At 71.6% G+C, this 21,167-nt stretch carries 22 protein-coding genes; 20 read left to right on the top strand and 2 right to left on the bottom strand.

Annotated elements, in window-relative coordinates; translation table 11 throughout:
* The first annotated feature begins 83 nt into the window (after positions 1-83).
* From rplS to HALOF300_RS19815, 9 genes are all read left to right on the top strand, one after another.
* Positions 84-440 carry a 50S ribosomal protein L19 gene (gene rplS, locus HALOF300_RS19855; protein WP_154793549.1) on the top strand — a complete coding sequence of 119 codons (357 nt, stop codon included), beginning with the start codon at positions 84-86 and terminating at the stop codon, positions 438-440.
* Positions 441-489: 49 nt separating this feature from the next.
* On the top strand, positions 490-1,311 hold the full coding sequence (lepB, locus tag HALOF300_RS19850) for a signal peptidase I (protein WP_231955634.1): 822 nt from the start codon (positions 490-492) through the stop codon (positions 1,309-1,311).
* Positions 1,308-2,012, top strand: coding sequence for a ribonuclease HII (locus HALOF300_RS19845; RefSeq protein ID WP_231955633.1), 705 nt, complete (start codon positions 1,308-1,310; stop codon positions 2,010-2,012). Before lepB ends, HALOF300_RS19845 begins: the two co-directional genes overlap by 4 nt.
* A complete protein-coding gene (locus tag HALOF300_RS19840) occupies positions 2,009-2,314 on the top strand; it encodes a DUF2469 domain-containing protein (protein ID WP_154793551.1) in 306 nt (101 codons plus the stop codon). Before HALOF300_RS19845 ends, HALOF300_RS19840 begins: the two co-directional genes overlap by 4 nt.
* Before the next feature lie 123 nt (positions 2,315-2,437).
* Positions 2,438-2,803 carry a YraN family protein gene (locus HALOF300_RS19835; RefSeq protein ID WP_156742685.1) on the top strand — a complete coding sequence of 122 codons (366 nt, stop codon included), beginning with the start codon at positions 2,438-2,440 and terminating at the stop codon, positions 2,801-2,803.
* Position 2,804: 1 nt separating this feature from the next.
* Positions 2,805-4,358: a YifB family Mg chelatase-like AAA ATPase gene (locus tag HALOF300_RS19830; protein ID WP_156742628.1), complete on the top strand. Its 1,554-nt coding sequence runs from the start codon at positions 2,805-2,807 to the stop codon at positions 4,356-4,358.
* Positions 4,351-5,523 carry a DNA-processing protein DprA gene (dprA, locus tag HALOF300_RS19825; RefSeq protein ID WP_156742627.1) on the top strand — a complete coding sequence of 391 codons (1,173 nt, stop codon included), beginning with the start codon at positions 4,351-4,353 and terminating at the stop codon, positions 5,521-5,523. The genes HALOF300_RS19830 and dprA overlap by 8 nt, the downstream gene beginning before the upstream one ends.
* 51 nt (positions 5,524-5,574) lie before the next feature.
* A complete protein-coding gene (locus tag HALOF300_RS19820) occupies positions 5,575-6,543 on the top strand; it encodes a tyrosine-type recombinase/integrase (RefSeq protein ID WP_156742626.1) in 969 nt (322 codons plus the stop codon).
* Positions 6,544-6,630: 87 nt separating this feature from the next.
* Entirely contained in the window at positions 6,631-7,422 is a 792-nt protein-coding gene (locus HALOF300_RS19815; protein ID WP_156742625.1) for a class I SAM-dependent methyltransferase, read from the top strand.
* 6 nt (positions 7,423-7,428) lie between these two features.
* Here HALOF300_RS19815 and HALOF300_RS19810 read toward each other — a convergent pair whose 3' ends face one another.
* Positions 7,429-8,076 carry a M23 family metallopeptidase gene (locus HALOF300_RS19810; protein WP_156742624.1) on the bottom strand — a complete coding sequence of 216 codons (648 nt, stop codon included), beginning with the start codon at positions 8,074-8,076 and terminating at the stop codon, positions 7,429-7,431.
* Positions 8,077-8,421: 345 nt separating this feature from the next.
* Here HALOF300_RS19810 and rpsB point away from each other — a divergent pair, with 345 nt between their 5' ends.
* The 5 genes from rpsB (at position 8,422) to HALOF300_RS27635 (ending at position 13,039) form a co-directional block, all read left to right on the top strand.
* Positions 8,422-9,426: a 30S ribosomal protein S2 gene (gene rpsB, locus HALOF300_RS19805; protein WP_156742623.1), complete on the top strand. Its 1,005-nt coding sequence runs from the start codon at positions 8,422-8,424 to the stop codon at positions 9,424-9,426.
* A 42-nt stretch (positions 9,427-9,468) separates the two neighbouring features.
* Complete coding sequence (gene tsf, locus HALOF300_RS19800) at positions 9,469-10,314, top strand: translation elongation factor Ts (protein WP_156742622.1); 846 nt, start codon at positions 9,469-9,471, stop codon at positions 10,312-10,314.
* 110 nt (positions 10,315-10,424) lie between these two features.
* Positions 10,425-11,186 carry a UMP kinase gene (gene pyrH / locus HALOF300_RS19795; RefSeq protein WP_154793560.1) on the top strand — a complete coding sequence of 254 codons (762 nt, stop codon included), beginning with the start codon at positions 10,425-10,427 and terminating at the stop codon, positions 11,184-11,186.
* Positions 11,183-11,740, top strand: a complete 558-nt coding sequence (frr, locus tag HALOF300_RS19790) for a ribosome recycling factor (RefSeq protein WP_154793561.1) — start codon at positions 11,183-11,185, stop codon at positions 11,738-11,740. Before pyrH ends, frr begins: the two co-directional genes overlap by 4 nt.
* 54 nt (positions 11,741-11,794) lie before the next feature.
* Complete coding sequence (locus HALOF300_RS27635; RefSeq protein WP_331716249.1) at positions 11,795-13,039, top strand: phosphatidate cytidylyltransferase; 1,245 nt, start codon at positions 11,795-11,797, stop codon at positions 13,037-13,039.
* Positions 13,040-13,160: 121 nt separating this feature from the next.
* Here HALOF300_RS27635 and aztD read toward each other — a convergent pair whose 3' ends face one another.
* On the bottom strand, positions 13,161-14,444 hold the full coding sequence (aztD, locus tag HALOF300_RS19780; RefSeq protein WP_156742620.1) for a zinc metallochaperone AztD: 1,284 nt from the start codon (positions 14,442-14,444) through the stop codon (positions 13,161-13,163).
* An 86-nt stretch (positions 14,445-14,530) separates the two neighbouring features.
* Between aztD and rlmN the strand changes: the two genes are divergently transcribed.
* The 6 genes from rlmN to HALOF300_RS19750 all read left to right on the top strand — a co-directional run bounded on the left by rlmN (position 14,531) and on the right by HALOF300_RS19750 (position 21,115).
* Complete coding sequence (rlmN, locus tag HALOF300_RS19775; RefSeq protein ID WP_156742619.1) at positions 14,531-15,688, top strand: 23S rRNA (adenine(2503)-C(2))-methyltransferase RlmN; 1,158 nt, start codon at positions 14,531-14,533, stop codon at positions 15,686-15,688.
* A 92-nt stretch (positions 15,689-15,780) separates the two neighbouring features.
* Positions 15,781-16,329 carry a DivIVA domain-containing protein gene (locus tag HALOF300_RS19770; protein ID WP_156742618.1) on the top strand — a complete coding sequence of 183 codons (549 nt, stop codon included), beginning with the start codon at positions 15,781-15,783 and terminating at the stop codon, positions 16,327-16,329.
* Complete coding sequence (dxr, locus tag HALOF300_RS19765; protein WP_156742617.1) at positions 16,326-17,510, top strand: 1-deoxy-D-xylulose-5-phosphate reductoisomerase; 1,185 nt, start codon at positions 16,326-16,328, stop codon at positions 17,508-17,510. Before HALOF300_RS19770 ends, dxr begins: the two co-directional genes overlap by 4 nt.
* Positions 17,511-17,661: 151 nt before the next feature.
* Positions 17,662-19,014 carry a M50 family metallopeptidase gene (locus HALOF300_RS19760; protein ID WP_156742616.1) on the top strand — a complete coding sequence of 451 codons (1,353 nt, stop codon included), beginning with the start codon at positions 17,662-17,664 and terminating at the stop codon, positions 19,012-19,014.
* A gap of 35 nt (positions 19,015-19,049) precedes the next feature.
* Entirely contained in the window at positions 19,050-20,210 is a 1,161-nt protein-coding gene (gene ispG / locus HALOF300_RS19755; protein ID WP_156742615.1) for a flavodoxin-dependent (E)-4-hydroxy-3-methylbut-2-enyl-diphosphate synthase, read from the top strand.
* Positions 20,211-20,236: 26 nt separating this feature from the next.
* Complete coding sequence (locus HALOF300_RS19750; protein ID WP_156742614.1) at positions 20,237-21,115, top strand: GNAT family N-acetyltransferase; 879 nt, start codon at positions 20,237-20,239, stop codon at positions 21,113-21,115.
* Positions 21,116-21,167: the final 52 nt, after the last annotated feature.

Raw genomic sequence — 21,167 nt, 5'->3', positions numbered from 1 at the left:
ACGCGACCACCACTGACATCAGGTGGCTCCGGCCACCCTGACCATCGCGCGTGACCTGTGCGCACGAGCGGGAAGGCATCACCATGCAGACTCTGGACAGCATCGACGCAGGCTCCCTGCGTTCGGACATCCCCTCGTTCCGCGCCGGCGACACCCTCAAGGTGCACGTGAAGGTCATCGAGGGCAGCCGCTCCCGTATCCAGGTGTTCCAGGGCGTCGTGATCGCCCGCTCCGGCGGCGGGGTCCGCGAGAGCTTCAAGGTCCGCAAGGTCAGCTTCGGCGTCGGCGTCGAGCGCACCTTCCCGCTGCACTCCCCGACGATCGACCACATCGAGGTCGTCACCCGCGGTGACGTGCGCCGCGCGAAGCTGTACTACCTGCGCAAGCGCCACGGCAAGGCCGCCAAGATCAAGGAGCGTCGCGACACCCCCGCGAGCTGAACGTAGTGACCAGCGGGCCCGGCCCGCTTGAGGATGACGGGACGGCGCGGTGACGCAACGGCATGACGGTCCAACGGACCTGCCCGAGGAGTCACCCGCCGACCCGGAAACCGACGCCGCCGAGACCGACGCCGCGACGCCGTCGTCCATCACCGACGAGGCCGGCGGCGAAGGCGACGAAACGAGCGACGGCGAGCAGAAGCCTCGTCGTGGTGCGCTCCGGTCGTTCCTGCACGAGTGCGTCATCGTGCTCGTTGCCGCGCTGGCGCTGTCGCTGATCATCAAGACCTTTCTGGCGCAGGCCTTCTACATCCCCAGCATCTCGATGGAGGACACCCTCCTGGTGGGCGACCGGCTGGTCGTCAGCAAGCTCACCCCGGGGCCGTTCGAACTCGAACGCGGAGACATCGTGGTCTTCCTCGATCCGGGCGGCTGGCTGGACAACCCCGAGTCGGAGCCGCTGAACCCGGTGGAGCAGGTGCTCACGTGGATCGGGATCCTGCCCGAGCACGCCGACGAACACCTCATCAAGCGGATCATCGGAGTGGCCGGCGACCACGTCGTCTGCTGCAACGAGGCCGGCCAGATCACGGTCAACGGCGCCGCCATCGACGAGCCGTACGTGATCGACGGCGCCGCGCCGAGCAACGACCCGTTCGACGTCGTGGTGCCCGAGGGGCACCTGTGGGTGATGGGGGACAACCGGCCGCGATCGGCGGATTCGCGATACAACGCCGCGTCGGTTGGCGGAGGGTTCGTTCCGATACGTAACGTGGTGGGTACCGCCTTCGTCATCATCTGGCCATTGGATTCGATCACGTGGTTGAGCAACCCCGAGGAAACGTTCGCCGACGTCCCCGACCCGTCGTGAGCCGCCCGCCCACCAGGCTGCTGGAGCGTGAGCTCCTGGCCGGGGGGCGACGCTACGTGGCCGGGATGGACGAGGTCGGACGCGGCGCGCTGGCGGGTCCGGTGAGCGTGGGAGTCGTCGTCATCGACGTCGACACCGGTCGCAGCCCCGCGGGCCTGCGCGACTCCAAGCTGCTGCGTCCCGAGGCACGGGAACGCTTGTGCGCGCCGATCCGCCGCTGGAGCGTCGCGAGTGCCGTCGGTCACGCGGAACCTGCGGAGATCGATCGGATCGGCATCATCGCGGCGCTCCGGCTCGCCGGCACCCGGGCGCTGACCGCGCTGGTGTGCGACGGCATCGAGGCGGACGTGGTGATCCTCGACGGCAATCACGACTGGCTCAGCGCGCCGGCTGACCTGTTCACCCCGGCGCCGGTGACGCCGCCGGTCACCACCCGGATCAAGGCGGACCTGACCTGCTCCGTGGTCGCGGCCGCGAGCGTGCTGGCCAAGTGCGAGCGGGACGCTATGATGCGCGAGCTGCACGAGGACTTTCCCGCCTACGGCTGGCACGGGAACAAGGGGTACTCGGCGCCGGAGCACCTGGCCGCGCTCACCGAGCACGGTCCGTGCGAGCTGCACCGCAGGAGCTGGTCGCTGCCCGGCGTGGCCGTCGGCACCGGCACACCCGTGGTCACCGGAGGGGGCATGATGGACCAGTGAGTGCAGAGGACCTCGAGAACTACGAGACGGACATGGAGCTCGCGCTCTACCGCGAGTACCGCGACGTCGTCGGACTCTTCTCCTACGTGGTGGAGACCGAGCGCCGGTTCTATCTGGCGAACCAGGTGGACCTGCAGGTCCGCTCGGCCGGCGGCGAGGTGTTCTTCGAACTGACCCTCGCCGACGCCTGGGTCTGGGACGTGTACCGGTCCGCGCGGTTCGTGAAGTCCGTCCGGGTCGTGACGTTCAAGGACGTCAACGTCGAGGAACTGGCCAAGCCGGACCTGGAGCTGCCCCGCTAGCGAGGCGCGCACCGGAACGGTGCGCCGGCCCTCTCCACAGTCGGTCGGTGATGCACCGCTTTCCACAGCCGCGTCCTCAGCGTGATCCTGGCCGCGCCGACGCGGGCAGCATCGCCTGCGGAGGTGGTCGCGATGCTCGCGAAGGACGAGGTGGGCAGGTCCGGGGAGCTGCGTGCCCGCAGATGGCTCGAACGCCAGGGCTACGAGGTGCTCGACACGAACTGGCGCTGCACGGCCGGTGAGATCGACATCGTCGCTCGGGACGGCGATGACGTGGTGGTCGTCGAGGTGAAGACGCGGACGTCGCTGAGTTTCGGGCATCCGGCCGAAGCCGTGGACCGGGCCAAACTGGCGCGGTTGCGCCGCCTGGCGGGACTGTGGCTGGCCGAGCACCCGACCCGAACCGCAGGGGTGCGGATCGATGTGATCGCCATCTGGCACCCCACCGGGCAGCGGCCGCGCCTCGAACACCTGCGCGGGGTGAGCTGAGGTGGGTCTTGGCCAGACCTGGTCGGTGGCTCTGATCGGCCTGCTCGGTCACCCCGTGCAGGTCGAGACCCACCTGCAGCCCGGGCTGCCGCATTTCGGCCTCGTCGGCCTGCCGGACGCGTCCCTCGGCGAGTCCAAGGAACGCGTCCGGGCCGCGGTGAGCTCGAGCGGACTTGCCTGGCCGGCGTCCCGGGTGACGGTCAACCTCTCTCCTGCGGACCTGCCGAAGTCCGGGTCCGGTTTCGATCTGGCGATCGCCGTCGCGAGCCTCCTCGCCGCCGGGAAGATCGACGGCGAGGTGGCGCGGCAACGGGTCCACCTCGGCGAACTGGGCCTCGACGGCCGGATCCACCCCGTGCGGGGGATTCTTCCGGCCGTCGCCGCGGCGGTCGCCGCCGGTCACCCGCACGTGGTGGTTCCCGAGGCCAACGCCGACGAGGCCCGCCTCGTGCCCGGCGCCGTGGTGTACGGCGCCGCGCACCTCGGCCATCTCGCTCAGGACTACGGAGCCGACATCCCCGCGGCCCGGCTGCGCGCCATCGCCGTCGTCCCGGCACCGCGCTCGGCGCCGGCCCCGCCGAGGATGCCGGTCGTGAAGGACCTGGTCGACGTGCTCGGGCAGGGCGAGGCTCGCCGGGGGCTTGAGGTCGCGGCCGCCGGCGGGCACCACCTCTACATGGTGGGACCGCCCGGGACCGGCAAGACGATGCTCGCCGCCCGGCTCCCCGGGCTGCTGCCGGACCTGACCGACTCCGAAGCGCTGGAGGTCACGTCGGTGCACTCGGTGGCAGGCACCTTCGACGCCGCCGGCGGCCTGTTGGTCCGGCCTCCGTTCGAGGATCCGCACCACACCGCCACGCCGGCGTCGGTGGTGGGCGGCGGCTCCGGGCTGCCCCGACCCGGGGCCGCCTCCCGGGCCCACCGCGGTGTGCTCTTTCTCGACGAGGCTCCGGAGTTCAGCGTTCGCGTGCTCGAGACCCTGCGCCAGCCCCTCGAGGAGGGGCAACTGGTCATCCACAGGGCCCGCGGCGTCGCCCGGTTCCCGGCCCGGTTCCAGCTCGTGCTCGCGGCGAACCCGTGCCCGTGCGGCCGGTCGGTGGGCAAGGGCCTGGACTGCACCTGTACGGCGATGGCCAGGCGTCGCTACGAGGCGCGGCTGAGCGGTCCGCTGCGAGACCGGATCGACATCCGGCTCGAGGTCCCCCTGGTGACGCGCGCCGAGTTGAATGCTGCCGCCGCGCCGGAGTCGACGGCGGTGGTGGCCGCCCGGGTCCGAGGAGCGCGGGAGCGGCAGCGCGAGCGGCTCGCGGGCACGGGCTGGGCCACGAATGCGGAGGTGCCCGGGTCCTGGCTGCGGGAGCGGACCCGCCGCGTCGGGCCGGCGATCGCGGGCCGGCTCGACGCCGAGCTCGATCGCGGGCGACTCAGCCTGCGAGGGCTGGACCGGGTCCTACGGGTCGCGTGGACGCTGGCCGATCTCGCCGAGCGTGACCAACCGACGAGCACCGACGTGGGCGAGGCTCTCGCACTGCGGATGGTGGGCAGCCATGCCTGACCGGCTGCCTTTCGACCACCTCGACGAGCGGCTCGCCCGCGCCGCTTGGAGCCGACTCACGGAACCGGACGACCGGGCCGCGAACCGGCTCGTGGCGACCCTGGGGGCGGGTCCGGCCCTGGACTGGCTGCTTGAGGCCGCCCGAGGGCTGTTCCGCGCGGTGCCCACTGAGCCACCACGCGGTGGCTGGCGCACCGCGGCCGCCCGGTGGACTCCCCGGCTCACCGATCTCGACCCCCGGCGCGAGCTCGAGGTGATCGCCCGCCGCGGTGGGTACCTGATCCTGCCCGGCTCGCCGGCCTGGCCCGTCGGACTCGACCAGCTGGGTGAGTCCGCGCCACTGTGCCTGTGGGCCATCGGTGCCCGCAACCCGGCGACCCTGACTGCCTCATCGGTCGCCTTGGTCGGCTCCCGGGCCAGCACCGCCTACGGTGAACGGGTCACCACGGACCTCGCAACGGGCATGGCAGAGCGGTCCATCACCGTGGTGTCCGGGGGCGCCTACGGCATCGATGCGGCTGCGCACCGGGCCACGCTGGGCGTGTACGGACCGGCTCTGGCCGTGATGGCCGGCGGACTCGACCGGTACTACCCGAACGGGAACTCCCAGCTCCTGGCGCAGGTCGCGGCCACGGGAGCGGTGTTGGCCGAGGTGCCGCCGGGCACGGCGCCGATGCGGACCAGATTCCTGTCCAGGAACCGGCTCATCGCGGCGCTCGCCCGGGCGACCGTGGTGGTGGAGGCGGCCTGGCGTTCGGGTGCGCTCAGCACCGCGGCCAGGGCGGCCGAGCTGCACCGGCCGGTCGGGGCGGTACCCGGGCCGGTGACCTCCGCCGCCTCGGCCGGGTGCCATCGGCTGCTCCGGGAGTCCCGCGCGACCTGCGTCACCGACGCCGCGGAGGTCGCCGAGCTCGTCCAGCCGGTCGGGACCGCGCTGCCCGAGGAGCCGACGGTGGCCGCGGGGCTGCTCGATGATCTCGACCTCGAGCAGGCTCGGGTGCTGGACGCCCTCCCCGCCCGCGGCGAGGCGGTGTTCGGCGCCGTCGTGCGGAGCGCCGGGCTGGACGAGGCCTCGGTGCGGGCCGCGCTCGGGTTCCTCGAACTCGCCGGCCGGGTGACCCGGGAAGGCAGCGCGTGGCGGCGGGCGCGCGTTCCACGTGGGTGAGGGTGCGTGCCGGTGGCCCGGCCCCGGCCCGCCGCGTGGCAGGCTGATGGCATGTCTGCAGCGCGCTCGCGTGCCGGCGCGACAAAGCCGCGCCGGATCCCCGAACGCCCGGGCGACACCGCCGTGCTCGCCGCCTTCGTCGCGCATCTGCAGGCCCAGCGCGGGCTTTCCGAGCACACCAGCCGGGCGTACCGCGGCGACGTGCGCACGCTCCTGGACGCCGTCCCGACCGACGACGCCGACACTCCCACCGACCTGGACGCCCTCGACCTGACCGCCCTGCGTTCCTGGTTGGCGGGCCAGTCGGCGCGAGGCCTGTCCCGCTCCACTCTGGCCCGCCGCGCCGCGGCGGCGCGCACGTTCACCGCGTGGGCGACGCGGACCGGCCGGATGACCGAGGACCCGGCGCTCCGCCTGCTCGCGCCGCGCCCGGACTCGGTGGTACCGGCCGTGCTCGCCGTCGACGAGGCAGACACGCTGCTGACCGTGGCCAGGACCCGCGCCGACGACGGCGAACCCGCTCACGTGCGTGACTGGGCTGTGCTCGAACTGCTCTACGCGTCGGGCCTGCGGGTATCCGAGCTCGTGGGTCTCGACCTCACGGACGTCGACCAGGGCCAACGTCTGGTGCGGGTACTCGGCAAGGGCAACAAGGAACGCATGGTGCCGTTCGGGGTGCCCGCCGCCCGGGCGCTCACGCAGTGGGTCGACGTCCGCGGGGGACTGATGGACGCCGCGACGACGACGAACGCCCTGTTCCTCGGGCACCGGGGCCGGCGTCTGGGGACCCGGCAGGTCCGCAGCACGGTCCATGAGCTGGCGGCTGCAGCCGGGGTGCGCGACCTGGCGCCCCACGGCGTCCGGCACTCCACGGCCACCCACCTGCTCGAGGGCGGCTCCGACCTGCGCTCGGTCCAGGAGGTCCTCGGACACGCGTCGCTGGCCACGACGCAGCGGTACACCCACATCTCGGCGGAGCGGTTGCGTGCTTCGTTCCAACAAGCCCATCCGCGGGCCTGACGGCGCCCCGGTTCCGGTGCGGGCAGCCTCACGTGGCCGGCGCCATCTCACGTTGCCGCCCCGAGCAGGCCGACTAGCCTGTGAGGTATGGCACAGGAGCCGGAGTCCCGTTCCCCCGTCGACGTGGCTCGAGAGTACGAGGAAGCCGTCTCGCCGATCGTCGCCCCGTTCGTGGCGGCGCTCATCGACGCCGCCCGGATCCCCGTCGGCGGCTCGGTCCTCGACCTGATCTGTGCCACGGGCGTCGCGACCCGGGCCGCCGCCGAGGCAGCTGGTCCGATGGGACGGGTGGCCGGGCTTGACGACGATCAGAACCTGCTGGACGTCGCCGCCGACCATCGCGGTCTCGTGATCGAGTGGGTGCAGGCCCAGCCGGACGCCCTTCCGTTCCCGAGCCGGACCTTCGACCGGGTGATCAGTCAGCAGGGTCTGCAACGGATCCCGGATCTTCGCGTGAGCGTCGAGGAGGCCTGCCGGGTCCTCCGGGTGGACGGCGGGTTCGCCGCCACGGTTTGGCTGCCGCCGGACCGAAACCCATTCTTCGCGGCCGAGGCGCGTGCCATCGCCGCCGTTGCCGGGCCCGAGGCGCTCGCCGGGATCGAGGACCTCCCGGACCGGTTGGCGCTCGTGGCCCACGAACTACGCGCCGGCGGCCTCGTGGAGGTCACCACCGCGGAGGTGACCGCCACCGTGGACCTCCCCGCGGACGAGGGGTTCATCGCCGACCACCTGGCCACCTCCTACTGGGCCAGGGACCTCGACGCCGCCGGCCGTGCGGAGGCCGCCGCGGCCGTGCTGGCCGACCTGGCCGAGCACCGCACGAACGCTGGCACCGTGCGCCTGCCGTTCGTGTCCGCGGTGGTGCACGCGTTCCCGTGAGCCGCGCTATCGGGTCCGCTGCGGCGGACCGACCTCCCGCTCGCCGGCGACGGGATAGAGGCGGATCACCGGATCCGCGACCAACAACGTCAACGGATCGAGGTAGCGCTCTCGACCCAGCCGGGCACCCCAGTGCAGGCACCACCGTGCCGGTCCGCAGTGCGGGCCGGCGTCGCCGTCGGCGAGCCGTCCGATCACGTCGCCGCGGCGCACCGCGGTGCCCACCGTCAGGGTCGTCGTGACCGGCTCGTAGGTGGTCCGGATCCCGTCGGGATGGTCGATGGAGAGCACCGGCCGATCCACGACCCGGCCCGTGAACGCCACCACACCGTCCGCCGCGGCCAGCACGTCCTGATCCGGTGTGCCGGCGAGGTCCACGCCCCGGTGCCCGGGCGACCAGACCTGTTCGGGTTCGCTGAACGGGGTCAGCACCGCCGGTTCGGGGGTCAACGGCCAGCCGTACGTGCCGGCCGCCGGAGGTGTGGTCGGTCCGACGCCGGTCTGTGCGCCCGGCTCGTCGGTGGGCGAGTCGACCCGGGCCGCTCCGGGCAGCGCTTCGCCCGGGGGTGAAGGGTCCAGCGGCGCCAGCAGGGCGAGCCCGGCCGCCAGCGTGATCGCGAGGGCGCCGAGGGTGGTGGAACGGGTACCGGCCATCCGCTCAGCAAACCCGACGGATCCCCGCGGGCGTCGGCGCGACGGACCGCCTGGGGACGGCGAGTCATCCCGGACGGGGCTGTGTGGGGCCGCCCCGCGGATCCGGTAGACTCGCACCTGCAGGTGGTACGTCCTTCGGGACCACCGCCTGACATCGCGCGCTCACAGACCACTCCCAGCGGGTGGGGTCGTGCGGCATGGTCCGGATCCTCGATCCGGTGCCGAACGGCCGTGAGCACCAGGAATGAGCACCACCCGGTGACTCAGAGACAACCGAGTTGTGCCCGGCGCAAGCGCCGCGGCACGTGATGTGTGGGGTTCCGCCCCACGTCGAAAGGACGAGCCATGGCCGTCGTCAGCATGCGTCAGCTCCTCGAGAGCGGTGTCCACTTCGGGCACCAGACCCGCCGTTGGAACCCGAAGATGAAGCGCTTCATCTTCACCGAGCGCAACGGCATCTACATCATCGACCTGCAGCAGTCGCTGCTGGACATCGACCGCGCGTACGAGTTCGTCAAGGAGACGGTCGCACGTGGCGGCACAATCCTGTTCGTCGGCACCAAGAAGCAGGCGCAGGAAGCCGTGGCCGAGCAGGCCACTCGCGTGGGGATGCCCTACGTGAACCAGCGCTGGCTCGGCGGCATGCTGACCAACTTCGGCACCGTGAGCAAGCGTCTGCAGCGCCTCAAGGAGCTCGAGGAGGTCGACTTCGACGACGTCGCCTCCAGCGCCTTCACCAAGAAGGAGCTGCTCATGCAGCGCCGTGAGCGGGACAAGCTCGCCCGTACCCTCGGCGGCATCCGCGACATGGCCAAGGTGCCTTCCGCCGTCTGGGTCGTGGACACCAAGAAGGAGCACCTCGCCGTTGCCGAGGCGCGCAAGCTCAACATCCCCGTCGTGGCCATCCTGGACACCAACTGCGACCCCGACGAGGTCGACTTCCCGATCCCGGGCAACGACGACGCGATCCGCGCCGTCAGCCTGCTGACCCGTGTGGTGGCCGACGCGGCCGCCGCGGGCCTGGTCGCCCGTCACGGTGGTGGCAGCGACGCGGCCACCACCGAGGCCGAGCCGCTGGCCGAGTGGGAGCGCGAGCTGCTCGCCACCCACGAGGCGCAGCAGGGTGCTGAGGCCAGCGCCGAGGGCACGGCCGCCGAGGCGACCGCTGCCGAGGCGGCCGCTCCGGCCGCGCCCGAGGTCGTCGTCGAGGCGGCGGACGCTGCTGACGTGACCCCGGCCGTCGAGGAGGCCCCGGCCGTCGAGGAGACCCCGGTTGCCGAGGAGGCCCCGGTTGCCGACGAGGCCACCGAAGCAGCCGAGGAGACCCCGGCCGCTCCCGAGCAGGCCTGACGCACAGTCCCCAAGACACCAAGGATCTGGGAAGGATCAGATATGGCGAACTACACCGCTGCCGACATCAAGGCCCTGCGCGAGCGCACGGGCGCCGGCATGCTCGACGTCAAGAAGGCTCTCGACGAGGCCGACGGTGACGCCGAGAAGGCGATCGAGATCATTCGGGTCAAGGGCCTGAAGGGTGTGAGCAAGCGCGAGGGTCGCTCCGCCTCGGACGGTCTGGTCGTGGCCTCGATCAACGCCACGCCCGACGGCGAGGGCCAGGTCGGCGTGTTGGTGGAGATCAACTCCGAGACCGACTTCGTGGCCAAGAACCAGGTGTTCATCTCGCTCGCGGACCGGGTCGTCGCCACTGCGGTGGCCTCCGGTGCCGCGGACGCGGACGCGCTGCTGGCCGCCGAGTCCGACGGAGTGGCCCTGTCCACCGTGGTGGACGAGACCGCCGCGACGCTGGGCGAGAAGATCGTGGTCCGCCGGGTGGCCCGACTGGCCGGCGAGCACGTCACCACGTACCTGCACCGCACCGCCAAGGACCTCCCGCCGCAGGTGGGCGTCCTGGTGTCCTCGGACGCGGCCGGCGCCGCGGTCGCGCACGACGTGGCGCTGCACATCGCGGCCTACTCCCCGCAGTACCTCAGCCGCGACGAGGTCCCCGCCGACAAGGTGGCCGACGAGCGTCGGATCGCCGAGGAGACCTCCCGCAACGAGGGCAAGCCGGAGCAGGCACTGCCGAAGATCGTCGAGGGTCGCCTGAACGGCTTCTTCAAGGAGGTGGCCCTCCTGGACCAGCCCTTCGCGAAGGACCCGAAGAAGTCGGTGGGCCAGGTCGTCACCGAGGCCGGTGGCACGATCACCGGCTTCGCGCGGTTCCGCGTCGGCGCCTGAGCAGCAACATCCGGCGGTGGCCCCGGTCCTGATCCAGGGCGGGGGCCACCGCTGTCATACGCTCACCCCAGCACATCCACTCAGCGTTCTCACCCAGGAGGATCTCGCCGATGCCTGCGCTCACCCCTGCCCCGACCACACGTCGGGTCCTGCTCAAACTCTCCGGTGAGGTGTTCGGCGGTGGCAGCGTCGGCCTCGATCCCGATGTGGTCGCCTCGATAGCCCGCGAGATCGCCGAGGCCGTGCACGAGGGCGTCCAGGTGGCCATCGTTGTCGGTGGTGGCAACTTCTTCCGTGGTGCCGAACTCTCGCAGCGTGGCATCGACCGTGCCCGAGCCGACTACATGGGCATGCTCGGCACCGTGATGAACTGCCTCGCCCTGCAGGACTTCCTCGAGAAGGCGGACGTCACCACCCGCGTGCAGACCGCCATCACGATGGGGCAGGTCGCTGAGCCCTACATCCCGCTGCGCGCGATCCGGCACCTCGAGAAGGGTCGCGCCGTGATCTTCGGCGCCGGCGCCGGGATGCCGTACTTCTCAACGGACACGGTTGCGATCCAGCGGGCACTGGAGACCCACTGCGAGGAGGTCCTCGTCGGCAAGAACGGGGTCGACGGTGTGTACACCGCAGACCCCCGTGTGGACCCGACCGCCACCAAGCTCGACTTCCTCACCTTCGACGACGCGATCCAGAAGGACCTACGGGTCGTGGACTCCACCGCCCTGGCGATGTGCCGCGACAACCAGCTCTCCATGCGCATCTTCGGCATGGAAGGGCCGGGTAACGTGGCCGCTGCACTTCGAGGTGAGAAGATCGGCACATCAATGACGTCCGGTGCAGGAACCGACCAGAGCAAGGAGCAAGCGTGATCGACGAGACCCTCTTCGAAGCCGAGGAGAAGATGGACAAGGCCGTCGAGGTGGCGCGTGAGGACTTCGGCAACATCCGCACGGGTCGCGCGAACGCCGGCATGTTCAACAAGCTCGAGGTCGAGTACTACGGCGCCCCCACCCCGCTTCAGCAACTCGCCTCGATCACGATTCCCGAGGCCCGCACCGTCATGCTCTCGCCCTACGACAAGACCTCGATGACGGCGATCGAGAAGGCCCTGCGCGAGTCCGACCTTGGCGTCAACCCGAGTAACGACGGCGTCCAGATCCGGATCATCCTGCCGACCCTCACCGAGGAGCGCCGCCGCGACTACGTCAAACTCGCCAAGACCAAGGGCGAGGACGCGCGGGTCGCGGTGCGGAACGTGCGTCGGCGTGCCAAGGAGGAGCTCGACCGCATCGCCAAGGACGGCGAGGCCGGCGAGGACGAGGTGAACCGCGCCCAGGCCGAGCTCGACGCGCTCACCAAGAAGCACACCGACACCGTCGACTCGCTGCTCGCCGGTAAGGAGAAGGAGCTGCTCGAGGTCTGAGCGGCCCCGGCCATGGTTGATCCAAGTCCGCCACCTGCCACCGGGAGCGACGGAGTGCCGCTCTCGCGGCGCGCCCTGCGCGCCGCGGAACGGGCCGCCCGGCTCGAGGCGGAGCTCGACGGCAGCGCCGGCGATGCCGAACCAGTCGGGCCCGCCGCGGCGGCCGGTCGTGCCGCCGTGACGGGGCGCGCCGAGCCACTCGCGGCCCGAGCCCGGTCTTCGGCGTCGGCCGCGTCGGCTGCGTCGCCGGAGCCCGCGACGAGCTCACCGAACGGCTCGCCGGCCAACGCCGCGACGCCGTCGGGCAGTCCTGAGGACCCGGCGACCGGACCCGGCGGCGCCGGTCCCGGCCGGCCGGGCACCAGAACGGACGAAGGTCCGAGCACGGACGCCCCGGCAACGTCCGTCGGATCCGCGGGCTCGGTCGGCTCAGCGGGCTCCGGCCAGTCCGCAGCATCCGCGGTCTCCGCCGATGAGCCTGCTCCTGCCTCACGCGCCGGACGGAACCTGCCGGCTGCGATCGGGGTTGGTCTCGGCCTCGGTGCCGTGCTGCTCGCCTCCCTGTTCATCCGCAAGGAGGCCTTCGTCGTCCTCGCCGTCGTCGCGTGTGCGATCGCGCTGTGGGAGCTCGAGCGGGCGTTGCGCACCCGTGACATCCGGCTGCCCTACCTGCCGCTCGTGGTCGGCACCGTCGGCATGCTCGTCTCCGCCTACCAGGCCGGCATCGAGGCACTACTCGTCGCCTTCCTGCTCACGGCCGGCGGCGTGTTCGTCTGGCGGGTGCTCGACGGGGGCGGCGGCGATGCGTTGCGCGATGCCACCGCCGGTATCTTCGCGGCCGCCTACATCCCGTTCCTCGCCGGCTTCCTGATGATCATGCTGTCCGCCGACGACGGGCAGTGGCGGGTCCTGATGTTCGTCGCGCTCGTGGTCGCCAACGACACCGGTGGATACATCGCCGGTGTCCTGTTCGGCAGGCACCCGATGGCGCCCTCGGTGAGCCCGAAGAAGTCCTGGGAGGGTGCTGCCGGGTCGGTGATCCTGGCCGCCCTGGTCGGGGTCGGTTTCGCGGTCTTCGCCATCGACGCCACGTGGTGGGCCGGGCTGGCCATCGGCGTGGTGGCCGTCGCCGGTGCGACCATGGGCGACCTGTCGGAGTCCATGCTCAAGCGGGACCTCGGGGTCAAGGACATGGGCAAGATCCTGCCCGGGCACGGCGGCATCCTGGACCGGGTGGACTCGATCCTGATCTGCTCCCCGGTCGTGTTCGCCCTGCTCCTCGTGGTCGCGCCGGCCTGAGTCGCCGTAGCGCCGGGCCGACCCGTCCGGGCGCCCACCACGATCCGGTCCGGGCCGGTCCCCGTTCGTGCGTGCACGAACGAGGACCGGGCCGCTGGGCCAGGGCCGCCGCGGCCGCGGCTCAGCCGGCCACGGAGCTGAGTTCGTTCGGGACCACCGGCAGCACGGCGCTGTCGATCACCTCGGCGCCGAGCAGGTCCACCACGAACACGGTCGACGTGGCCGGGTCGGTGACGTATGCGAACGAGCCCTCGACGCGCAGCGTCGGGCGCGGGTCCTGCCACTGCTCGGGCTCGGCCCAAGGGCCGGTCACCGGCACCTCTGCGGTCACGGTGCCCGCCTCGGGATCGATGATACGCAGCGCACCGTCGGTGCCCAGCACGAGCGCCTCGCCGCCGGGGCCACGTGCGAGCGAGCGGAAGCTGTAGCTCACGCCGAGGTCCACGAGCCGGATCTGCGCCGTCCGGGTGTCGATCAGGGAGATCCGGGTGGGCCGTTCGAGGTCGGCGTCCGGGTCGGACTTGTAGTCGCCGAGTACCACGGGGGAGGCGTCCGAGCCGGCCAGGTTCCCGATCCGTCCGTACGCGTCCGGCGCGGCCGCGTGGCTGAACTCCGACCCGGTCACGATCAGCGCGCCGTCCTCGCAGCCGAACACGACCGCCTCGTCGGCGGCCACGGTCTCACCGTGTACGCCGGGGCAGGTCTCGGCGCGCGCGACCTCGGCTCCCTCGGCGTCCAGGAGCACCACGCCCGAGCGGGACTCGGAATCGCCGATGGTGTGCAGGAGACTGTCGTCGGCGCGCACCACCGCGACCCCGTGGTGGGCCTGCGGCGTGCTCGTGGTCGCGAGCACCGGCGCCTGTGCACCGGCCGCAAGCTCGTGCGGGTCCAGCACCGTGATCTCGCCGGTGCCATCGGCGAACAGCACGGTGCGCTCGGCGTGGGCGACGACGTGACCGGGGTGATCCGCCGTGATCACGACGTCGGTGAGGAGGGGATCGGTCGTGTAGGAGTGGGAATGATCACCGTGCGCCTGGCTGAAGGCGCCGGTGTCGAGCAGTTGGAAACCCTCGGCGACGGTCAGGAACAGGTGCCGGTCGTCGCCGGCGGGGTTCAGCCGGATGAAGCCCTCGGCCGGGAAATCCGCGAGCACGTCGAGCGAGAGGGCGTCGACGATCAGGACGCCACCGTCATAGGTGACGGCCAGCCGCGGCGACGGGCCCGCCGCCTCCTCGGTTGGCCGGCCGTCCTCGGGCGCCGCCTCCTCGCCGTCGTGGTCGTGCTCGTCATGGGTCGCGGTGCCGCCGGCGTCCTCGGTGGTCGCCGTCGGAGCGGCGCAGGCGCCGAGGAGGACGACGGCGGAGGTGAGCAGGGCGAGTGGGGCCAGTCTTCGTGTTCGTCTCATAGCGAGAATGATTCTCACTCTATTTAGCTCCCGTCAAGTCCGGTGGCGGCGCGGCGTGGCCGCGCGTCTGGGACACTGGGGGCACCATGACCACTCCCGTACAGCCCCAGGTCCTGCCCGGGCATGCCCCGGACGCCGGTGACCGCCCGCGCCTGTCCTTCGCGGTGCCGCGCCGCGGCAAGCCGCCCCGGCACCTCGCCGACCTCACCTCCGCGGAGCGCGCCGCCGTCGTCACCGAGCTCGGCCAGCCCGCCTACCGGGCCAAGCAGATCTCCACGCACTACTTCGGGCACCTCACCCGCGACCCGGGGGCGATGACCGATCTGCCCGCCGGGATGCGCGAGGACCTGGTCCCGCAGCTCCTGCCCGAGCTGCTCACGGAGGTGCGCCGGCTGGAGGCCGACGGCGGTGACACCGTCAAGACCCTCTGGTCGCTGTTCGACGGCGTCAAGGTCGAGTCGGTCCTGATGGGCTACTCCGACCGGGCCACACTCTGTGTGTCCAGCCAGGCCGGGTGCGGCATGGCCTGCCCGTTCTGCGCGACCGGTCAGCAGGGCCTGACCCGCAACCTGTCCACCGCCGAGATCATCGAGCAGGTGCGCCGCGCCGCCATCAGCTGCCGCGACGGCGAGCTGCCCGGCGGCCCGCGCCGGCTCACGAACATCGTGTTCATGGGGATGGGTGAGCCGCTCGCGAACTACCGCACCGTGATCAACGCCGTGCGCCGGATGGTCGACCCGACGCCGGACGGCCTCGGCATGTCCGCCCGGCACATCACGGTCTCCACCGTGGGACTCGTGCCGGCGATGAGGAAGCTCACGGCCGAGGGGATCCCGGTCACGCTGGCGCTCTCGCTGCACGCCCCGGACGACGAACTGCGCTCGCAGCTGATCCCGATCAACACCCGCTGGACCGTCGGCGAGGCGCTCGACGCGGCTCGCGAGTACTTCGAGGTGACCGGCCGGCGGGTCAGTATCGAATACGCCCTGATCAAGGACATGAACGACCACGGGTGGCGCGCGGACCTGCTCGCCGCCGAGCTGCTCAAGCGCGGCAAGGGTTGGGTACACGTGAACCCGATCCCGCTGAACCCGACGCCGGGCTCGATCTGGACCGCGAGCGACAAGGACGTCGAGGACGAATTCGTGGCACGCTTGCGCTCGGCGGGGATCCCGACCACGGTGCGGGATACTCGCGGGAGCGACATCGACGGGGCGTGTGGGCAGCTCGCCGCGGAGGTATGAGCCACGATGCACCACCGTGGGTCGGGCCCGGGTCAGCCTGGCCACCCCCATAGGCTGAGCACGTACGCGCCGGAACGAGGAAAGGATCGTCGATGGAGGGCCTGTTCTCCACCGTCGGGAGTCTGTCGAGCGGGTATGACCGTGAGCAGGTCGATGAGTTCTTCGAGAGGGCGAAGGCGTCCTACGAGGGCAGCGGCGAGGAGACCCTGAGCGCCGCGGACGTGCGCCAGGTCGCCTTCGACCTGGTCCGGCACGGTTACAACCCCGCGGCCGTCGACGCCGCCCTGGACCGGCTCGAGGGTGCGTTCATCCAACGAGACCGTTCGGACTTCATCGCCACCCACGGCCAGGAGGCCTGGATGGAGCAGGTGGCCGAACGGGCGACCACGCTCTACCCGCGCCTGGTCCGGCCCGACGGCGAGCGGTTCGCGCCGCCGGAGCGGGGCCGCGGCTACGACGCCGATGCGGTGGACGAGGTCCTGGACCGGCTCGTGGACTACTTCGACTCCGGTGCCAAGCTCTCTGCGGCCGAACTGCGCCAGGCGACCTTCCCCTCGGCACCGCGCTCGCGTGCGTACGGCGAGGGGCCGGTGGACGCCTACCTCGACCGCGCCGTGGACGTGCTGCTCGCCGTCGAATGACCCGCACCGTCGCGCTGCTCGGGTCAACGGGGTCGGTCGGGACCCAGGCGCTCGACGTGATCGCCGCGGCACCCGAGTCGTTCCGGGTCACCGCGCTCGCGGCCGGCGGCGGACACCGCCAGCTCCTCGCGGAGCAGGCGGTCCGGTTCGAAGTAGAACTCGTCGCCCTGGCCGACGGGACCGCCGCGGCGTTCGCCGACCACCTCGACGACGCCGCGCAGCGGCTCGGCCTGCCCCGGCCCCGGCCCGAGGTGCTCATCGGTGCGGACGCGGCCTGCGCCGTCGCCGGCGTCGGTGCGGACGTCGTCCTGAACGCGATCACCGGCTCGATCGGGCTCGCCCCCACCCTGGCCGCGCTGCGCGCCGGCTCCACACTCGCGCTGGCGAACAAGGAGTCCCTGGTGGCCGGGGGAGCCCTGGTGCACGCTGCCCAGCAGCGCCCGGACCAGATCGTGCCGGTCGACTCCGAGCACTCGGCGATCGCGCAGGCGCTGCGCTCAGGCGCAACGGCGGAGGTCGCCCGGCTGATCCTGACCGCCTCCGGCGGGCCGTTCCGGGGCCGGACCCGCGCCGAGCTCGCGGGTGTGACGCCGCAGCAGGCGCTCGCGCACCCGACCTGGGCGATGGGTCCGATGGTCACCACGAACTCCGCGACGCTGGTCAACAAGGGGCTCGAGCTCATCGAGGCGCACCTGCTGTTCGGCGTGCCGGTCGCGGACATCGTGGTGGTGGTGCACCCGCAGTCCGTGGTGCACTCCATGGTCGAGTTCGTCGACGGTTCCACGATCGCGCAGGCATCTCCGCCGGACATGCGGCTGCCGATCTCCCTCGGCCTGGGCTGGCCGGACCGGGTGCCCGGTGCCGCCGCCGCGTGCCGGTGGGACCTGGCCACGTCGTGGACGTTCGAGCCCGTGGACGACGGCGTGTTCCCGGCTCTGGCGCTCGCGCGCGCCGCGGTCGCCGCGTCCGCCACCCACCCCGGTGTGCTGAACGCCGCGAACGAGGAGTGCGTGACCGCGTTCCTCGGTGGCCGGATCGCGTTCCTGGACATCGTGGACACCGTCGCCGCCGTGTTGGACGAGCACGCCGGCACCAGCGCCGCGGACCTGAGCGTCGAGGCCGTCGAGGATGCGGAGCGGTGGGCGCGGGCGCGGGCGGGGGAGCTGCTCGCCAGACGCTGAGCCGCGAGCCCTCCCTCGCCCCGCCCGGCGGTGGTGCGATCTGCCCACAGGTCACCTGGGTGGATCGGTGGCTCGTTCTCAGCAACGCGACGTACGCTGAGGCGGCACTGCGCAGCCGGGACGGTCCCGGGCCCGGTGCACTGGGGTAGGAATGGACTTCTGGTTGGGCGTGCTGTTCGTGGCGGTGGGGCTGATCATCTCCATCGCGCTGCACGAGATCGGCCACCTGGTGCCCGCGAAACTGTTCGGCGTCAAGGTCTCCCAGTACTTCGTCGGGTTCGGCAAGACGCTCTGGTCCACCAAGCGCGGCGAGACCGAGTACGGCATCAAGATGCTGCCGCTCGGCGGGTACGTGCGGATGGTCGGGATGTTCCCGCCCGCCCGCGAGGAGGTCAGCGCGGATGCCGCCGCTGAGGCGAGGCTGCGCCGTCGGGGCCTTCGTGGACTGATGGACTCGATGGCCGAGGACGCCCGCTCCGCCAGCGCCCAGGAGATCGGCGAGGAACTCGCCGACGGGCAGCGGCACCGGGTCTTCTACCAGCTCAGCACCCCGAAGAAGCTGGCCGTGATGTTCGGCGGACCCGTGGTGAACCTGATCATCTCCACGGTGCTGTTCGCGATCATCCTCACCGCGTTCGGGACCGCGACGGCCAGCAACCGGATCAGCAGCGTCTCCGAGTGCATCGTGCCGGCGGCCGAGCAGCGCGAGTGCGCCGCCGGCGACGTGGAGTCGCCCGCGGCGATGGCCGGCTTCGAGCAAGGGGACCGGATCGTCTCCTGGAACGGCGAGCCGGTCACCGAGTGGGCGGACATCTCCGCCTCGATCACCGACGGCGGCACCGAGCCCGCGACGGTCGTCGTCGACCGAGGCGGCGAGGACGTCACGCTCACCGTGACTCCGGTCCTCGAGGACCGACCGGTCGTGGCCGACGGCGCCGTGGTCACCGACGCCGACGGCGAACCGGTGCTCGCGCCGGTGCCGTTCGTGGGCATCTCGGCGGCTTACGAGCTGGTGCCGCAGCCGTTGTCCGCAGTGCCGGCCTTCGTGGGGTCGGTGTTCACGGGCACGGTCGACGTGGTGCTCTCGCTCCCGCAGCGTCTGGTCGCGATCGCCCAGGCCGTGTTCGGGACCGAGGAACGCGACCCCGGCGTGGTCGGGCTGATCGGCGTCGGCCGGTTCGCCGGCGAGATCGCCTCGATCGACTCGGCCGACTACGGAGCCGCTGAGCGCACCGCGGACCTGCTCTCGCTCGTGGCGTCGCTGAACATGGCGCTGTTCGTGTTCAACATGATCCCGTTGCTGCCCCTGGACGGCGGGCACATCGCCGGAGCCCTGTTCGAGGGGGCCAGGCGCCGCCTCGCGCAGGCGTTCGGACGCCCGGACCCGGGGCACGCGGACACCGCGAAGCTGATGCCGCTCACGTACCTGGTCATCATCGTGCTGGGCAGCATGAGCCTGCTGCTGGCCTTCGCCGACATCGTCAAACCCGTCACGCTGGGCTGAGGCGTGCGCGGCGGGCGCGGTGTGATACTTGAGGCGTGAGCGTTCCGATCAGTCTGGGCATGCCCGAGGTCAAGGAGACCCCGCCGGTGCTGGCACCGCGGCGAACCACCCGCAGGATCCGGGTCGGCACGGTCGACGTCGGTGGGGGCGCCCCGATCTCGGTGCAGTCGATGACCACAACGCCGACGAGCGACATCAACGCGACCCTGCAGCAGATCGCCGAACTCACTGCGGCCGGGTGTGACATCGTCCGGGTGGCCGTGCCCACCACCGAGGACGCGGCCGCGCTGCCCGTGATCGCGAAGAAGTCGCAGATCCCGGTGATCGCGGACATCCACTTCCAGCCCAAGTACGTGTTCGCCGCCATCGACGCCGGCTGCGCAGCGGTGCGCGTGAACCCGGGCAACATCCGCAAGTTCGACGACCAGGTCAAGGAGATCGCCCGTGCCGCGGCCGATGCCGGCACCTCGCTACGGATCGGGGTGAACGCGGGCTCGCTCGACAGACGGCTGCTCGAGAAGTACGGCCGGGCCACCCCCGAGGCACTCGTGGAGTCGGCCGTCTGGGAGGCCTCACTGTTCGAGGAGCACGGCTTCCACGACTTCAAGATCTCGGTCAAGCACAACGACCCGGTGGTCATGGTGCGGGCCTACGAACTGCTCTCGGAGGCAGGAGACTGGCCGTTGCACCTCGGGGTCACCGAAGCCGGCCCGGCGTTCCAGGGCACGATCAAGTCCGCGACCGCGTTCGGCGCCCTGCTCAGCCAGGGCATCGGCGACACGATCCGGGTGTCCCTGTCCGCGCCCCCGGTCGAGGAGGTCAAGGTCGGCATCCAGATCCTGCAGTCGCTGAACCTGGCTGAGCGCAAGCTCGAGATCGTCTCCTGCCCCTCGTGCGGGCGCGCCCAGGTGGACGTGTACACGCTCGCCGAGCGCGTCACCGCCGGTCTGGAGGGCATGGAGGTGCCCCTGCGGGTGGCCGTCATGGGCTGCGTCGTGAACGGGCCGGGGGAGGCCAGGGAGGCCGACCTCGGGGTGGCCTCCGGGAACGGCAAGGGCCAGATCTTCGTCAAGGGCGAGGTCATCAAGACCGTGCCCGAGGCGCTCATCGTCGAGACCCTGATCGAGGAGGCCATGCGGCTCGCGGAAGCCCAGCCGGGCGGTGCGACCGGCGGCCCGGTCGTCACCGTGTCCTGACCCGCCGGGTGAGGCACAATCGCAACATGCCGACGTGGCCATGGCGCGCACCCCTGCAGACCCACCCCGATGTGGTGGTCCAGGACGCGCGCTCGGCGGACGTGGCCGAGTTGATCGCGTTCGCCAAACAGGACCCGGTCGACGCCGCTCTGCTGGGCGAGCACGTCGAGGCGATGTCCTCCTACGGGTTCTACCGCGACCAGCTCCTGTGCATCCGGGAACCCCACGGGCTGACCGGTCTGTGCTGGACCGGCGGGAACCTGGTGCCGTTGCGCCTGTCGGACGTCGCGGTCGAGGCCGTCGCCGATCACGTGCGGCGACGCTCGCGCCGGTTCTCCTCGGTGGTCGGCCCCGCCCACGACGTGATGCGGCTGTGGGAGGCGATGCGCGGCTTCGCGCCCACGCCAAGGGACATCCGCCCCGACCAGCCGTCCATGGTCATCGACGGCGACCCGCTCGTCGCACCCGACCCCGGGGTCTCACTGACGTCCGTGAACGACCTCGACCTGCTGCTGCCGGCGTGCGTGGCGATGTTCACCGAGGAGGTCGGCTACTCCCCGCTGATGGCCGGTGGAGGATACGAGCGCCGAGTCCGATCCCTGGTTCAGGGCGGTCGGTCGCTGTCCCGGATCGACGAGGGCCCTGAGGGCCGTCGCGTGGTGTTCAAGGCCGAGCTCGGCACCGTGGCGCTCGGCGTCACCCAGGTCCAGGGTGTCTGGGTGCACCCGGACCTGCGCGGCCAGGGCCACGCCGTCGCCGGCATGGCCGCCGTGGTCGCGTACGCCCGCGCCCAGGTGGCCCCGCTGGTGTCCCTGTACGTGAACTCCTACAACGCACCCGCGCTCGCGGCCTACCGCAGGGTGGGCTTTCGCGAGGTGGGGACGTTCGCGACGATCCTGTTCTAGGACCACCCCGCTGACATCGCACCTTTGCCCTTGAGATCGGACCACGAACGTG

The organism is Occultella aeris, assembly GCF_902703175.1.
GTDB classification, from domain to species: Bacteria; Actinomycetota; Actinomycetes; order Actinomycetales; family Beutenbergiaceae; genus Occultella; species Occultella aeris.
The sequence above is the reverse complement of the archived record's forward strand: the minus strand, read 5'-3'. Positions and strand labels throughout refer to the sequence as shown.